This is a genomic window from Spirosoma sordidisoli, from assembly GCF_004138325.1.
GTDB classification, from domain to species: domain Bacteria; phylum Bacteroidota; class Bacteroidia; order Cytophagales; family Spirosomataceae; genus Spirosoma; species Spirosoma sordidisoli.
Genome location: NZ_SBLB01000002.1, coordinates 485,303 through 501,615, shown reverse-complemented (window position 1 = coordinate 501,615; position 16,313 = coordinate 485,303). Strand labels below are relative to the sequence as shown.

Here is a 16,313-nt window from a genome sequence, read left to right as displayed (position 1 = left end):
ATCATGTGCTTAGCTCAATGCAAAAGCCTAATGTGTTCCACCAATGGCTAGCCCCGGTCTTTAGACCGGGAGACGAGAAATACAAACAACCCCGGCCTGAAGGCCGGGGCAATCAATATCAATCGTCTGATGACTCGCTGGGCCATAAGGCGACCAGGAGAATACCGGCTAGCATACCCCAGCCGATGGCTTTGGCCACGGTGTAAGACGTTGGCGCAGGCATATCACGAATGCCCGATTCATCAGTCACCGCGGCCTGACGGACGTATCGGCCTTCTGACGGGATCGACAACTCATCGAAATTATGAGACAGGCGGCTGAGGCCCAACTCCAGATCAAGGCCGCTCACGGCAACGCCATGCCCCGTACCCACCGCCCGCGGGTTCAGCGCCACCAGCTTCTGAACCGACTGCCGGGCCGCTTCCCAGTCGCAGGTGAAGTAGGCAGGTGGACCATGTATTTCCTTTTTCTGCTGCGCCACCGCAACAGCCGAGTTCTGATTGGTAGTCACGAAAGCATCACCCACGATGAGCGTACGATCGCTGTCGCGGAAGAGCGAAACATGACCGGGCGCGTGACCGGGTGTATGAATGACCCGCCAGCCGGGCAACTCCGGAAGCAGGCCATTGTCGGGAATAGCGCTGACCCGATCGCCAAAATCATCGGGACCGATCGGAAAAATAAATGAACTGTAGGACATGAAGCCCCCGCCAATAGCCGGATCGGGTGGTGGGTAGCTCGATTTTCCTGTCAGGTACGGTAGTTCAAGCTTGTGCGCGTACACCGGTACGTTCCATATCTTCAGCAAGCTTTTTAATGAGCCCGTATGATCGAAGTGGCCGTGGGTAAGCACAATCGCGTCGGGCTGGGTACCAACCCCGAATAAGCGCTCGGCTTTCTTTTTGATTTGACCCGTATAACCCGGCAAACCAGCGTCGACAAGTACCCAGGGATTGCCCGGCCCCGGCTCGCCAATAAAATATACGTTGACCATGAGCGTCTTGAGCCCCGCTACGTCGTGCGTTAGGTCGTAAGGCGATCCTGCACTGGTTCCGACTGGTCCGTCGAGTTCAACTTGAGATTCCATGCGCGTTGAGTTTGATGTCCTAGATCAACCTACCAATTTAGTAGATTGTTTTCCAATCATCGTCAACGGCCATATCGGCGCAGGTCGACCATAGCGTCGGCTAGGCCACCTTTTTCAGCTCGTTCAGAAACTCGCCCGGTGAGGTACCCGTAAACTTTCGGAAGGCCCGATTGAAGGTGGCTTTGGAATTAAATCCACAGTTGAGAGCCAGTCCGAGAAAACTCAGATGCGTAGTGGCGGGGTCACGAACCTGGCGCTTGAACTCATCGACGCGGTATTCGTTGATAAAATCATTGAAGTTTTTTCCCGTCCCCGTGTTAATTACCTGCGAGAGTATGACGGGGTTGGTATGCAGCCGACGGGCCAGATCGGCCAGCGACAGGTCGGGGTCGAGGTAGGGTTTCTCAGCCGCCATGTAGTCCAGCAGCTTAGTCAGGCGATCCGACAAATCGGGCGGCAGCAGCGTTGCATTTCGGTCCTCGTCGGTGTCCGGCGCGGCCGAATCGGTTGTCGACACGGCCACTGGCATTGCATTGGCGGGTAGCAAAACGGCATCGGGGGTTTGTACCGGTACGGTTTCGTTGTGAAACCTGAGCCGCCGAGCCACCTGCACCTGGGCGTAGCCTTCTATACTTACATAATAGATCAGCGCGACACCGGCCAGTTCATCCCACCAGTCCTGCCAGAAATTCAGATTGAACGCCAGGCTGATCAGCGTCATGACCAGGTTAAACAGCGACGTGACGGCCATGGCGATCATAAAGTTGCGAAACCACCGAAAGCTGATCGTATCGATTTCCGAAAACTGGTTCCTGATCCACGAGTGGTACTGCCGGTACAGTTGCAGCGCCCAGTAGAGATAAAGAATGTCGATACCGATACCGATGACAAACTCTGCCGTATCCAGATGGTACGGGTAATGTACTGTCTTCTCCCACTCGCTTACGAACGCGGGGCCCATGGCAAAGACGCTGACATGATAGACGACGAAGACCAAAAAGGGAACGGCGTGCCAGAGATCCCGGCGGCTAAACCGAAACTCGGCATTTACCTGACTCTTCAGATAGAAATAACACAACACAGGGAACAGATAACCCAGCGTGCGCGGAAAAAACTCCAGTTCACGCCATAGCACCTCAATGCCGCCAAAGCCCAGCATGTATTCCCAGATATTAAGGCTGCACCCAACCAGCACCCATCCGAGCAGGATGTCGGACAGGCGTTCTTCGCGTCGGCCCCGTATCCATAACAGGATGGCGTATACCCATCCCTGGACAAATCCAAACAGCAAGGGGGTTGAATAGGCAGAAAAGTAAAAAGTCATTGACGGGAATAGGTTGGGGCTAGCGTTCGGTAGCCGACGTGACCAATATACAGTGTTTCCGGCTGTTTTGTAATACTCTGTGGGCTGGGCGGAACGTACTTAGCTGCCACGCCTACTCGAGCTGGAACGTCTTACCGGCATACTCTTTGTCAACCACCAGAAACGGCTTATCGGTGTCGATCCGGTTGCCACCCATCACCCGATCCACCTGCTGGCTGGTGGCCAGGTACAGCCGGGTACCGGCCGGAAACGTTACCGTCCGACTCCCCCGGGGCCCTATGACAAAGCCGGTAGTTCCGTTTCCAGGGTCGCCGGGGCTATAACTGACCAGGGTTATCTTTCGGGGCAGCAGGCTGCTGTTTCGCAGTTGAAAGGTAATACCGCTTTTGCCCCGATCAATTGCTTTTCGCCCACCCACCGGACCGGTACCCAGCGTTTTGCCTGCATCGCTGGCCGTCACCGTCAGGATGTAGCTGCCGTTAGTCTCGCCATCCTGGCTGTAATATAAACTAGTTCCCACCGGCCAGTTTTTGGGTGTCGACTCGTTCCGGTTCATGGTAAAGCCATAGGCAATGCCCGGCCCCTCCGCCCTGAACATCCGATGATAACCCAGGGTATTTTTAAGGACGAAGGATACCCGTTCGGTCGATCCGGTTGCCGCAGGCAGCACCGACGACTGTTGTGCGGAAACGGGGCATTTAGCCAGGCAACAGATAATAAGCAGGAATGGTAGCGTTTTCATGGTGTATAGGGGTTTTATTGGTTTTGAATCAGCTTTACTGTCTTGCCCGCATCGTCGGGCTGTACCACCAGCAGCGGTTTGCCCGGAACAACTTGCCCCTGCATGGTGGCGTTGATCTCGGCCTGGGTTACCAGCGATAACGTGGTACCGACCCTCAGCCTGACGGTATGCAACTGACCCGGCAACAGATAAGCGGTAAAGACATTAGGGTACTTATTGGCCGGATGCCGCTCCAGAAACCGGAACTCCCGGGGTAGCACACCGTTGTTTTTGAATGATAAGGTCACGACAGATGCCGTTTGCGATCGGGTTACACCACCCGACAGGCTTAGCATAACGAACAGGGCAATTGTCTTCATGGGGTTTATTTTTTTAAAGTCTGATAGAATGAGATTGGCGGGGGATGGAATTGGGGATGGTGTGTGAGACGCGGGGAATGGGTGGCGAGGGGTGAGACACGACGGGTCGGGCCGCGAGACGCGACGGGTCGCGTCTCTACAGGTTGCCCTTCGTTTTGATGCGGTTGGCGTCGGTGCCGGTTTCGCGCTCACGGGCCGATTTGATGTCGTTACTCCCGAAACGGTAGGCAAACCGGAGACTTACCCGCCGACTTTCCCACTTCCTGTCGATCACAAACTGCTGGGGACTCGCCGGGTCCAGGCTAAAGTTGGCCGATTGTTTCCAGCGCATGGTGTTCAGTACATCGTCCAGGCTGAGGGTCAGCTTACCCCGGCCTTCCCAGACTTTTTTCTGAACGCTTAGGTTAATTGCCCCGAGTCCTCCAATCTGGTACACCGTCTGCGTGGTGGGTGCACTCCAGAAACCTGACACCTGGGTCGACCAGACCGGTGATAGCGTGAACGCGTGTTGCATGTAGCCATCGAAGGCAAAAGCGCGCTGATCAAACGGTTCACTGACCGACAGATTGCCCCGAAAGCGATTCCAGGTAGCCCCGGCGTAGACGTACCCATTCCACCACTTGGTAATGGGCAGCGGGGTACTGAACGAGACGTTCAGCGCATCCGTCCGGCCCACGTTGGCAACGGTCTGATAACCCGTGATGCCCTCCTGACGAATCACATCCGTCGCGAAATCGTTAGTCTGGCTGTAGGCGATTTTTACCGTCGTCGCCCACTTGTACGTGTAACTCAGCTCGGCATTATGCGTATAGGACGGACGGAGATAGGGATTACCGCGCTGGCTGGTATACGGGTCCAGCTGGTAGATGAACGGGTTCAGGTCCTGGTAGTTGGGCCGACCGATCCGCCGGCCGTAATTGGCCGCAAAGAGGCTCTTCTCCGTTGCCTGGTACTGCACAAAAGCCGTTGGAAACAGATTCAGGTAGGTGGTATCGGGCCGCTCCAGACTGCCCGACGAGCGTAAATCCGTAGACCGCCCCCGCACCGTGGCGTGTTCAGCGCGCAGACCCGTCTGTACCGTCCATTTCTTGCCGAACGACCGGTTCAGCGATGTGTACACCGCGCTGACGATCTCTCGATAGGTAAAGCGATTCGTGCGGTTGATATCGGGCGTATTCTCCGGTCCTGAGAAGACCAGCAGTTCGTTATCCGTGGCTACGTCGGTATGCTTGAAGCCGGTTTCCAGTTTCAGGCGCTGGGCTTTCCATTCTTTCTCCAGATCCCCTTTCAACGTAACAATCGTAATGCCGGTACTGGCATCGAAGCGGTTCTGCCGGCGAAACAGCGGCTCCCGATTGGCGTTGACGTAATCGCTGATGATGGTACTGGGCGATACGTTACTGAAGCGGGTCAGGTCGGCGTCCAGATTGACAACCAGGCCCAGCGTATCGGTATAGCGGTAATTGAAGGCGCCATTGACCCGGCTAAACCGGCTCGGGTTGTTGACCTGGTTGGCCACGCTGGAATCCGGGCGACTCTGGTTGCTGACTATATCGGTTGTCGTGTAGGTGCCGAACCGGTTCGAGGCTGTATTGCCCGAAATAATCAGCCCCAGCGTGTGACGACTACCGATAAAATAATCGGCACCGGTTTTATAGACAAGCGCCCGGGTTCCGTCTGAGTCGTACCCCCGCTGCCGAAACTGGAGCCCGCCCGCCGTCCGATCCAGCCGAACATTCGTAATCTGAAAGTTGTCGGTTCCCGAGAGGTTTCCGAACAGGTTCAGCCGTTTGGCCCGGTAGTTCAGATCGACGGCTGCGTTGGCCCGGTGGTGGTCGCTTTGCCCATAGCCACCCGATGCATTTCCGTTCAGCCCCAGGCTTTTGTCGCGCCGAAATTTGATATTGATGATGCCGGCCCCACCCTGCGCATCGTAGCGCGCCGACGGATTGGTGATCAACTCAATTTTTTCGATGGTCGACGCGGGCGTTGACTTGAGCAGGTTAGCCAGATCCGTGGCCGATAGGTTCGTCGGCTTCCCGTCGATGAAGACGGTAGCCCCCTGCTTGCCCGCCATTCTGACATTATCGTTCGGATCGATCACGACCCCGGGGGCCTGTTGCAATAACTCATAGGCCGTTTTTCCCTGAGCCGTAGCGTCAGCCGCTACGTTGAGTACCGTTTTGTCGGTCTGCTGTTCGATATACGGTTTCTGAGCCCGCACCGTTACGGTCGTCAGGGTCTGGCTGAGCGGCCGAAACGTAAGCGTGTCGACAACTGCCGACTGGCCCGCCTGCACCTGTATGACCCGGCTCGTTACGGTGTTCATGCCAACCAGCGACGCCTGAATACGGTAGCTGCCGTCGGCTACATTTTTAAACGCGTACAGCCCTTTTTCGTCAGCCATCGTTCCCCCTGCAAAGCTGGAATCGGCAGTACGCATGAGTTTCAGGGCGGCAAAGGAAGCCGGCTGGGCATTCGACTCCCGAATGACACCCGTTAAGGTCTGGGCAACGGCCGGTACGGACAGAACGGCCAGAACAATAAGATAGAGATAGCGTGCCATGAGCTTGGGGGCTCAGCGGTTGGGGGTCGACGTTGACCGACGTACTGCGCTGAACGATGGCTCAAAGGTGGCTGGTGGCAGGCTCCGTATCGACTCAGGAATAATTTGAGACGCGTCAGGTTATAATTTGAGACGCGTCAGGCGGGTTTATGGCCCGTAGTCTGTAGTTCGGCAACAGGTTTATGCGATGGCGGCACTACTGCTAACAAACGGGGCAAGCTATCCCGGCAGTTGGTTATTCCTGCCCGATAGCTTGCCCGTTTAACGATGACCGAATCAGGCCCGTTCTTCCCAAACCCGGGCCACGTTGACAATCACCTCTACCGCCTTCTGCATATCCTGAACCGATACCCACTCCTGCCGCGAATGAAACGCATGTTCACCGGCGAAGATGTTCGGACAGGGCAGCCCCATGAATGACAGTCGCGAGCCATCCGTGCCACCCCGGATGCTTCGGCGCCTGGCCGATAAGCCCGCCCGGCGGATAGCTTCGAGCGCGTTATCGACAACCGCCGGATGCTGATCCAGCACTTCTTTCATATTCCGGTATTGCTGCTTTACGACAAAATCGGCTTTGGAGCCGGGATAACCGGCCAGCACATCGTTGAGCTGGTTTTGCAGATACGTTTCCTTCTCGTGCAGACCCGCTTCGGTGAAGTCGCGGATAATGAACTCCAGCACCGCCTGATCCTGGTTGCCCTCCAGCCGGGTGGGATGAACAAACCCGTCCTTCTCGTCGGTCGTTTCGGGCGACAGGGCTTCTTTGGGCAGGCTGGCCAGCAGGTCGGCCGCAATCTTCAGGGCATTTTCGAGTTTGCCCTTCGCAAAGCCGGGGTGCGTACTGACACCCTGAATCTGAATCCGGACCGCATCGGCCGAGAACGTCTCATCTTCCAGCGTACCCAGGCTCTCCCCATCGATGGTATAGCCAAAATCAGCGCCCAGCTTCTGAATGTCAACTTTTTCGGTGCCCCGTCCCACTTCTTCGTCAGGCGTGAACAGCAGCCGGATTCGCCCGTGTTTGACCCCGGGGTGGGTAAGCAGGTAGTGGGCGGCATCCATGATCTCGGCCACGCCCGCTTTATTGTCGGCCCCCAGCAGGGTCGTGCCGCTGGCGGTAATGATATCGTTCCCGATCTGATCCAGGAGATCCGGATGATCGGCGACCCGGATAACCTGCGCCGGATCGGCGGGGTTTGTCCGGTCGGGCAGGCTAATGTCGGCGCCGTTCCAGCGTTCGTGGATAATCGGCTTCACACCAGCCCCCGTCACATCAGGCGACGTATCGACGTGCGAGCAGAAGCAGATCGTCGGCACGTTTGCTTTGTCGGTAGTAGCCGGGATGGTCGCGTATACATAGCCCCATTCATCCAGCTCGACATCGGTAACGCCCATATCCAGCAACTCCTGAACCAGCAACCGGCTCAGGTCCTTCTGTTTTTCGGTACTGGGATTCGTTGTCGATTGCGGGTCCGACTGGGTATCGATCCGGACGTATCGCAGAAACCGGTCAACGGCAGTAAAGGTGTAGTTTTCCATAAAACATCGGGCGTCTTACCCTAAACCGGCTGGAGACGCCTGCCGGACTTAGTGCGCGTTAACGATTGACAACAGATCGGCGGGTGAATAATTGACACTTTTCAACGTCTTGTGGTCGGCGTCGCGGTAGACCAGAAACTTGCCGTCAGACTCCACGTAATGACAGGCGACTCCTTTGGCGGTGTACTGAGCCACGGTGGCTTCGGCTTCCTCTACCGTCAGGCAGGCTTTACTCATATTCGATCGTTGTACTTCGTCGAACAGGGTTTTGAACGAATGACCCAGCCCAAACTCCAGCACCGCTCCCGACAGCACATACTGCAAATCGCAGAGTGCATCGGCTACCGCCACGATGTCATTGGCGTCGATTGCTTCCCGGAGTTCATCGAGTTCTTCGGCCAGCAGCGACACGCGCAGCTGGCAGCGGGCGGGCGACGGAATCTGGGGGGTTTCTAAAACGGGGGCATGAAAAGTACGGTGGAACTCGGCCACCTGATTCAGCGAATCGGGTTGTTGCATGAACGTAGTTAATCAGTAAACGTAATCTTAGGATTTTTCAGGCTTTTCATAGCTTGTTCAAGCCCGTTGAGTGAAAGCGGAAACATTCGGTTGCCCGACCATTCCCGAATCAGGGCCGTACTATGACTGTACTTCCAGTAAGCGGCTAGATTGGGGTTGAGCCAGACCAGATGCGGATATTGAGCCTTGAACCGATCGAGCCAGACGATACCGGCTTCTTCGTTATAATGCTCCACGCTCCCCCTGGGGGTTGTTAGTTCGTAGGGTGCCATGGCCGCATCGCCTACAAAAATCACTTTATACTGCCGGTTGTATTTATGAAGCACCTCCCAGGTCGGCACCCGCTCACGACGGCGCTGGTTATCTGTCCAGAGCGTTTCGTAAACGCAGTTGTGAAAATACAGAAACTCCAGGTGTTTGAACTGGTAACGGGCAGCCGAGAAAAGCTGCGAACACAGGTCGATGTGCTCATCCATCGATCCGCCCACATCGAACAACATCAGCACTTTAACCTGGTTTTTGCGCGAGGGCTGCATCCGGATGTCCAGATATCCGCCGTTGCGGCTCGTCCCGCTGATGGTGCCGTCAATGTCCAGCTCGTCGTCCAGGCCCTCGCGGGTCAGAATGCGCAGCCGGCGGAGCGCCATTTTCAGGTTGCGGGTATTGAGCTCGATCTGGTCATCGAGATTTTTATACGCGCGCTGCTCCCATACCTTGGGCGCGGTTCGGTTACCTCCCGATGGATTCTTCTGATCGGGCGATTGGGGAGCGCCGTTTCCCGGCAGGCCCCTGTTCGCATCGCCCCCTATCCCGCTCTGTCCGGGTTGCGCCCAGGGCGTACCGGATTCGCCGGGCTGGTCCATCCGTTCGCGCAGCTGCTGCCAGAGTGCATCGATGCCACCCGCCATTTCGAGCGCCTGCCGATCTTCGTCGGTTAGCTGACTGTCCAGACTGTCGCGCAGCCAGTCGGGTGGTGACGGAGGGAGGCTGTCAGCCGGAGCCGATGGCTTAGCCGTTACGTACTCGCCAAAAAGCCGGTCGAACAGGTCGAGGTGCTGTTCGTGTTTAATCAGGGTGGTTTTGCTCAGGTAGTAAAACTCTTCGATCGAAGTACCGCCCACCTGGCTCCGCATCACCGACAACAGCGTCAGGTACTCCGGCAGGGTTACCGGCAATGCGTGACGACGAAGGAGTAGAAAGAAGTCCAGAAACATGCGGTTGTCTTGAATAGGCTCCCGTAACGGGCTGGTGGGCACACTGGTTTTTCGGTCGCTACCGGCATACCAATAAATTCCCGGATCAATAAGGCCGCCCCCCTTTTCGGCGAAGGGCGGTCATCAGATCGGTATCCTGTTCGTTTTTCAGCAGGGCTCCCAGATACGGCGGCAGTTCGTTCAGGGCGTCGAGGTCGTTCAAATCATCGTGGGTAACGCCCGCCACCAGCAGCAGCCGTATCCAGTCGATCAGCTCACTCGTCGATGGTTTCTTTTTCAGCGCTCTCACATCCCGAATGCTGTAGAATACCGACATCGCTTTGGTCATCAGCTCCTGAGGCAGGTCGGGATAATGAACTCCTACAATCTGCTCCATCGTTTCGCGATCCGGAAACCGGATAAAGTGGAAGAAACACCGGCGCAGAAACGCATCGGGTAGCTCTTTCTCATTGTTGGAGGTGATGATAACGATAGGCCGGTGCCGGGCTTTGATGGTCTGCTGCAGTTCGTAGCAGTAAAACTCCATGCGGTCCAGTTCCAGCAGCAGATCGTTGGGAAACTCAATATCGGCCTTGTCGATTTCGTCAATCAGCAGTACCGCCTGCTCTTCCGACTCGAAAGCCTGCCAGAGCTTTCCTTTCCGGATGTAATGGGCGAGGTCCCCTACCCGGTTCGATCCGTCGCCGAGCTGTGAATCGCGCAACCGCGATACCGCATCGTACTCATACAGCCCCTGCTGAGCCGAGGTGGTCGACTTGACGTGCCAGGTGTACAGCGGCTTACCCAGCGACTGCGCAATCTCATAGGCCAGCAGGGTTTTGCCCGTGCCCGGTTCGCCTTTGATGAGCAATGGCTTCTGAAGTTGAACAGCTGCATTGACCGCCATGCTCAACTCGCGGGTGGCAACGTAAGTAGCTGTACCGGAAAAGGCCATGAGTATAGAGGTTTCGGTGTACAGGTATCGGTTCACCCTAGTCAGCAGGCCTGAAAACGGCGAACCGATACCTGTCCGTCAGGTTATTCTTCGCCCTCGCTCGTGAAGGAGTACAGGGTGTTGTCCAGATGCAAGGCGTTGGCTTTATAGTTCCGTACGAACTCTTCGATGACCTCGTCGGTGATTTCTTCTACGTTCAGACAAACGTCCAGCGCGATACCATAATCCGTCTCGGTATCGATCTCCACGTGCTCCTGAACTTTCACCGTTTCGGTTTCTTCGATTTCCTCGATGATTTCGGTAAGCGCCGTTTCAGCCTCTTCCTCCATCTCGGGCGAGATCGTGTAGCCAGCACTCCGATCTTCGGGTGGTACGTATTCCGGATAGGTCTTCCGCACCTGCTCTACGGCCATTTCGTACACCAGGCTGCTATGGTGCAGCCGCAGCGTGTAGACCAGTGCGTCGTAAATCACCTCCTGGGCCTGATATTGACCAGGAAACTGAATATGAACGCATTCGCCGGATTCCAGCACGTCCAGATCGTCGTCTTCAACGTAAATAAATGATTTACCTTCCTGTCGGCACTCCTCTTTCAGCGCACTGATTTCTTCGGGGTCGTACCCTTCGTTCTTGTAGTTAGCCATGCGGCAAAAGTAAAACTTAATAGTGAGTAATGGATGAATTGACGGTAGCAGAAGCAACCCGGCCGTCAATAAACCAGCCACTGGCCTGAGCGAGTGAATGCATCAGGCTGGCAACGGCCCCGTTTCAGTTGCCCAACCCGTGACGAGCGCTCCCGCAAAATCGATTGCCTGGTAAACGGGCTTCAGGTCGACGGCCTCGACGGTATCTTCGGGTTGATGAATCCGGGGCATTTGTCCCGACGGGTCCAGCGCGCACAGTGCCACGACCGGTATCCGGTTTCTGACGAACCAGACGCTGTCGAAGTCGGCGGTATGCCACTCGCCCACCTGCACCCGCTCCCGAAAGGCATCGGTGTTGATCAGCTCGCGGGCCCGTTCTGTAGCCGGGTTGTCGTACCGGATAACCTCTACCGTTCCCGTCTGCTCCACGACGGTTAACTGCCCGGCCCCCAGCGTATCAAAATTGATGGCCAGCGTCTGCTTCCGATTCCAGGTACGTTTGTGAGCCTCCACGTAGTGATAAGCTCCAATCATACCGGCTTCTTCGGCACTGGTCAGAACGACTTCAATAGCCAGATTGGGCAGGTTCTGCTGTCGAAGCTGTTCGGCGGTAACAAGGGCCGCAGCCACACCTGTTGCGTTATCGCTGGCTCCGTTGGTGTATCCTTTCAGCCAGTACCCCGCCGTACCGACCCCAGCCTGTGTGACAAAATAAGCCATAAGTGCATAGCGTAGGTAAGTAACATAGGGCAGCCCGGTACCCATTGCCTCGGCGGTGGCCAGCATAGCGGCTATGACCATCAGCCCCAGCGAGACGATCAGCGACGTTCGGAAACCGGCCTGCTGTTTGGGTCCGTAGAGCAGCGAGACCGGCGCGGTATCGTAATGGGCCATCAAAATCACCTTTTTCGTATCGGCCGGGTCGGTCTGGGCGGGCCAGTGGCCTATCACATTACGCGCCGTACCCTGCCCCGGGAAGCGCGTTATGAACGAGTAGCGCCAGTTGAAATACCGATAGGCCATCCATACAAAATACCAGACCAAACCCACCGCTACGCCGGTTACCGGTACCAGCGCCAGCCCGGTCAGGATACCGCCAATAATCCAGTATACGACCGTGACATACGTACGGGGTGTCTGAAACGCTTCGGTGCGGACGCTGGCTCCCATCTCGGTCAACTGATCCTGTAACAGCCGGGCCGCTTCGGTTTCGTAGTGGGTAGCCGCGCCCCGATGGGGTAAGCGCGTAAGGTCGCGCAGAAAAGCGTCGATCTGAATCATATGAATTCGGTTAATGCTCAGGTTTTTGAAACACCAGATCGGGGTCGATCCCGGCCTCACGCATAAGGCCCATACCGTACTGACGAATGGTGTCGATAACCGGAATGGCACGCTGGCCTTTTTCGGTAAGCCGGTACTCCACCTTTGGCGGCACCACCGGGTATACTGTCCGCGTTACGAAGCCATGCGTCTCCAGCTCCCGCAGTTGCGTGGTCAGCATCTTGTGGGAGATATGGGGCAAATATTTTTTCAGATCACCATACCGCAACACTGCTTTTTTGCTGAGCCGCCACAAAATCGGCATTTTCCAGGTTCCGCCAATCTGGTGCATGGCGTATTCGACCGGATTGTAATACACACGTCCATCGTCAACAAAGTCGGGCATATCGGTACTAATTTGAGTATCAACGTTATCTGCTTAAAACCTGAACGCTGCCGGGTCCGTCATGGAGGAGGACACCAGCGGATTCGGTGCCGAATGTACGCCGGTAAACGATCCGGGCTGACGTGGTATATCAGTTCACCTGCAACCATCAACTCCGCACCACTGCCTGTTACCAGATTACCGCGCTGTCCGTACGGCAGATGTTGTGTCAGCTTAGTTAGTCACTCTCCAAAAAGAGAGTATGGCACAAAAAAGTACCTAACTGGACAATCCTCCTGTTTGCCAGCACATTTGTGGTACGTTTTAACCGAAGCAACAACCAGATCCTCTGTCATGAGCTTAAAAGATCCCAACCGTGTTTATGCCGAACGCCCGAAGCGCGTTGCCATCGTCATTGCCAATCCGGCCGTATCGACCACTACCGGCTGGCCCGTCGGTTTCTGGTGGAGCGAGCTGGCCCACCCCTACCACGAATTTACGGAGAAAGGCTACACCGTGGAGGTATTCAGTCCAAATGGCGGCCCCTGCCAGGCTGACGCCATGAGCGATCCCAACGACCCGAGTGGCTACTCGGCCGGCGACCTCATTTCGCAGGGATTTATACACACCCCCAAGCTGCGGGCATTAATCGATTCGACCCGGCCCGTTAGCGACCTGGACGTAGCCGATTTTGATGCCCTCGTCGTGGCGGGTGGGCAGGCCCCTATGTTCTCCTTCGAAACCGCTACCGACCTGCATCAGAAGTTTGTTGCGTTTTATGAAAGCGGCAAGGTAACAGCGGCACTCTGCCACGGGGTGGCGGTGCTGCGCTACGCCAGGCTCAGCAATGGTGCCTACCTGGCTACCGGCAAAACCGTAACGGGCTTTGCCAACGTGGAAGAAGATTATGCCGATCAGGCGGTCTGGGCGTATGGCCTTCTTCCGCGGGGCACCCACCTGATGCCGTGGCGCATAGAAGACGAGTTAAAGAAAATCGGCGCCAACTACGTACAGGCGGGTTTATGGCGTGGATTCGCCATCCGGGATGGTAACCTGATTACCGGTCAGCAGAACTTCAGCGGGGCCGAAACAGCCCGGGCTATCGTTGCCGCACTGGGAGAATGATAGTAGCTGGCCGCTCTTCCTGTTAATTTTTTCTCTTTATCGTTTCCCATATGCGAATTGCAATTATCGGCGCCGGTCATGTTGGCGGTGCCCTCGCCCAGCGCTTCGTTCAGGTCGGCCACACGGTGCTGATCGGGGCCCAGTTTCCGCTCTCCGACAAATCGATCAATCTGGCTAACCAGATTGGACACGACCGCTTCATGAGTATCCCGATGGCCGTTCAGCAGAGCGAAGTCGTCGTACTGGCAACCCCGGCGGCTAAGACCCTGGAGGTGGTGAACGAACTCGGCGACACCAGTGGCAAAGTCATCATCGATGCCATGAACACGGGTCGCGGGGCAGGTCTCACCGGCTTCAGCACCACGACCGAGGCCATACTAGCCCATACCGCCACCACCGATGTCGTCAAGTGTTTCAACACGACGGGTTATGAAAACATGCTCAACCCGGTTTACGGGGAGCAGGGCATCGATATGTTCATGGCCGGCAACAGCGACGCTGCCAAAGCCACGGCCCGACAGCTGGCTATCGACATTGGTTTTACCGATTGCTATGATCTGGGCGGGACCGATGCCATTGGTTTATTGGAGCAGCTGGCCATGTGCTGGATCAAACTGGCCATGGGTTCGGGCTATGGGCGTGCCATTGGCTTTAAGATCGTAAGACGCTGATTAGTCAGACATTTTCCGGCAAAAACAAACCCGCCGAAAAACACCATCGCTCTTAGCGAGTTATTTAGCCTGTAACCCAAACACGCTACCACATGCAGATCAAACGTAATGCCACTGCCCACTGGACCGGCACCGGCAAAGATGGAAAAGGCACGCTCAGCACCGCCAGCACGGTACTGAACCAGACCCAGTACTCGTTCAACACCCGCTTCGCCGATGGCGTGGGTACCAACCCGGAAGAACTGGTAGCGGCTGCTCATGCGGGCTGTTTTGCCATGCAGCTGGCCTTCAATATTCAACAGGCAGGTTTTGCCGCAGACTCGCTCGACGTCCAGTGCACCGTAACCCTCGAAGACGGTAGCATTAGCAGCTCTACGCTGAAACTCACGGCCAGCGTTCCGGGCCTTGAGAAAGAAAAATTCGACGAGTTGGTTGAGCATGCCGAGAAAAACTGCCCTATCTCCAAGCTGTTCAACACAACCATCAACGTTGACGCTACCCTGAACTAACGAGCAATGAGTGCATGAATGAACAGAGAGAAGTTGCCTGTTCGTTCATGCACTCATTCCCGCTTTCGCGCCTTCCTACCGCGCTTCTTCTTATATTGGCTGTTGCAATCGTATGAAGAAGCTCCTGACCAACCTCACGTTTTGGGTACTGACGGCTATTACGGCCGGTATTCTGCTTGGCCATTTCCGGCCCGACATCGCCCTCCTGCCGGTACTCGACGCCCCCATCAAAGGTCGATTTATGGGACAGGAACTATCCCTGGGCGCTACGTTGAGCGAGTTCCTGAGCGGGTTGTTTATCAGTACCGTCAAGCTCTTCATCAGCCCGATTATTTTCCTGACCATCACGCTCGGTATTGTCAGCATGGGCGACCTCAAGAAGGTGGGCAAAGTAGGCGCCAAAGCGCTGTTGTACTTCGAGGTTGTTACTACCGTAGCACTCCTGATCGGGGTGCTGGTCGCCAATATCATCCGGCCGGGCGATGGGGTTATGACCTCGGCTGTGGCGGGTGGCGACATCAGCAAATACACAAAAAGCGCCGGCGCGTTCAGCTGGTGGCAGTTTTTCCTGGATAACGTTACCCTTCAGGTGCTGGTACTGGCCATACTGACGGGGGTCGTACTAAGCCGTTATTCGGGCCGGGATGCCATCGTTGCCGCTATGAATCGCTTATCCAAATACATCTTCAGAGCCCTCCATATGGTCATGAAGCTAGCCCCCATCGGCGCGTTCGGGGGAATGGCTTATACGATCGGCAAATATGGACTGGCTACGCTCCTGCCCCTCGGCAAGCTGATGCTGACCGTTTATACGACCATGGCGCTCTTTATATTCGGGGTGCTCTGGTTCATACTCCGCACCGCCCGCGTCAACCTGCTCGACTACCTCCGGTATGTTCGTCAGGAGCTGCTCATCGTTCTCGGCACCTCCTCATCGGAAGCCGCGCTGCCATCGCTGATGGAGAAGCTAGAGCGAATGGGCTGTGCCAAGTCCGTAGTGGGGCTGGTCGTGCCGGCCGGCTATTCGTTCAACCTCGATGGCACGACCATTTACCTGTCTATGGCAACGATTTTTCTGGCGCAGGTTTTCGGTATTGAACTGACCCTGAACCAGATGCTGACCATTATCGGCATCCTGATGGTAACCTCGAAAGGGGCGGCCGGCGTGACCGGCAGTGGCTTTGTTGTGCTGGCCAGTACCCTGACCGCCATTCAGGTTATACCGGTAGAAGGGCTGGCCCTGCTGCTGGGCGTAGACCGGTTCATGTCAGAAGCCCGCAGTATCACTAACTTCATCGGCAACGGGGTAGCCACGATCTGGCTGGCCAACCACGAACGGGCCTTTGACCGGACCCAGATGCACCACGCCTTCAGCGAGGTAGACAGCCTGGAAAGCACCCAGCCAGGGACCGTTCGCCAGAAAACTGACTAGCTA

General features: G+C 56.2%; 16 protein-coding genes. 4 read left to right on the top strand and 12 right to left on the bottom strand.

All coding sequences use genetic code 11. The features are described 5' to 3' along the window. Positions 1-118: 118 nt before the first annotated feature. From EQG79_RS10630 to EQG79_RS10575, 12 genes are all read right to left on the bottom strand, one after another. Positions 119-1,087: an MBL fold metallo-hydrolase gene (locus EQG79_RS10630; protein ID WP_129601463.1), complete on the bottom strand. Its 969-nt coding sequence runs from the start codon at positions 1,085-1,087 to the stop codon at positions 119-121. A 100-nt stretch (positions 1,088-1,187) separates the two neighbouring features. Beyond that, positions 1,188-2,411, bottom strand: a complete 1,224-nt coding sequence (locus EQG79_RS10625; protein WP_129601462.1) for a helix-turn-helix domain-containing protein — start codon at positions 2,409-2,411, stop codon at positions 1,188-1,190. A gap of 112 nt (positions 2,412-2,523) precedes the next feature. Then, on the bottom strand, positions 2,524-3,153 hold the full coding sequence (locus EQG79_RS10620) for a hypothetical protein (protein ID WP_077922775.1): 630 nt from the start codon (positions 3,151-3,153) through the stop codon (positions 2,524-2,526). Between the two features lie 14 nt (positions 3,154-3,167). After that, on the bottom strand, positions 3,168-3,512 hold the full coding sequence (locus tag EQG79_RS10615) for a hypothetical protein (RefSeq protein ID WP_129601461.1): 345 nt from the start codon (positions 3,510-3,512) through the stop codon (positions 3,168-3,170). A 136-nt stretch (positions 3,513-3,648) separates the two neighbouring features. Beyond that, positions 3,649-6,078: a TonB-dependent receptor domain-containing protein gene (locus EQG79_RS10610; protein WP_129601460.1), complete on the bottom strand. Its 2,430-nt coding sequence runs from the start codon at positions 6,076-6,078 to the stop codon at positions 3,649-3,651. A 276-nt stretch (positions 6,079-6,354) separates the two neighbouring features. Further along, the gene (pepT, locus tag EQG79_RS10605; protein WP_129601459.1) at positions 6,355-7,617 is read right to left on the bottom strand and encodes a peptidase T; all 1,263 of its coding nucleotides are present in this window, start codon (positions 7,615-7,617) and stop codon (positions 6,355-6,357) included. 48 nt (positions 7,618-7,665) lie between these two features. After that, positions 7,666-8,136, bottom strand: a complete 471-nt coding sequence (locus EQG79_RS10600; RefSeq protein WP_129601458.1) for a pyrophosphohydrolase domain-containing protein — start codon at positions 8,134-8,136, stop codon at positions 7,666-7,668. Positions 8,137-8,144: 8 nt separating this feature from the next. Then, positions 8,145-9,350, bottom strand: a complete 1,206-nt coding sequence (locus EQG79_RS10595) for a vWA domain-containing protein (RefSeq protein WP_129601457.1) — start codon at positions 9,348-9,350, stop codon at positions 8,145-8,147. An 85-nt stretch (positions 9,351-9,435) separates the two neighbouring features. Further along, positions 9,436-10,284, bottom strand: a complete 849-nt coding sequence (locus EQG79_RS10590) for an AAA family ATPase (protein WP_077922769.1) — start codon at positions 10,282-10,284, stop codon at positions 9,436-9,438. An 83-nt stretch (positions 10,285-10,367) separates the two neighbouring features. Next, the gene (locus EQG79_RS10585) at positions 10,368-10,928 is read right to left on the bottom strand and encodes a hypothetical protein (protein WP_129601456.1); all 561 of its coding nucleotides are present in this window, start codon (positions 10,926-10,928) and stop codon (positions 10,368-10,370) included. A gap of 102 nt (positions 10,929-11,030) precedes the next feature. Beyond that, the gene (locus EQG79_RS10580; RefSeq protein ID WP_129601455.1) at positions 11,031-12,209 is read right to left on the bottom strand and encodes a M28 family metallopeptidase; all 1,179 of its coding nucleotides are present in this window, start codon (positions 12,207-12,209) and stop codon (positions 11,031-11,033) included. A gap of 10 nt (positions 12,210-12,219) precedes the next feature. Continuing rightward, complete coding sequence (locus tag EQG79_RS10575) at positions 12,220-12,594, bottom strand: winged helix-turn-helix transcriptional regulator (RefSeq protein WP_077922871.1); 375 nt, start codon at positions 12,592-12,594, stop codon at positions 12,220-12,222. A gap of 333 nt (positions 12,595-12,927) precedes the next feature. Between EQG79_RS10575 and EQG79_RS10570 the strand changes: the two genes are divergently transcribed. From EQG79_RS10570 to EQG79_RS10555, 4 genes are all read left to right on the top strand, one after another. Beyond that, entirely contained in the window at positions 12,928-13,698 is a 771-nt protein-coding gene (locus tag EQG79_RS10570; RefSeq protein WP_129601454.1) for a type 1 glutamine amidotransferase domain-containing protein, read from the top strand. Positions 13,699-13,748: 50 nt separating this feature from the next. Beyond that, positions 13,749-14,369, top strand: coding sequence for an NADPH-dependent F420 reductase (locus EQG79_RS10565; protein WP_129601453.1), 621 nt, complete (start codon positions 13,749-13,751; stop codon positions 14,367-14,369). Positions 14,370-14,461: 92 nt separating this feature from the next. Then, positions 14,462-14,878: an OsmC family protein gene (locus tag EQG79_RS10560; RefSeq protein ID WP_077922764.1), complete on the top strand. Its 417-nt coding sequence runs from the start codon at positions 14,462-14,464 to the stop codon at positions 14,876-14,878. A 112-nt stretch (positions 14,879-14,990) separates the two neighbouring features. Continuing rightward, on the top strand, positions 14,991-16,310 hold the full coding sequence (locus EQG79_RS10555) for a cation:dicarboxylate symporter family transporter (protein ID WP_129601452.1): 1,320 nt from the start codon (positions 14,991-14,993) through the stop codon (positions 16,308-16,310). The last annotated feature ends 3 nt before the right edge of the window (positions 16,311-16,313 follow it).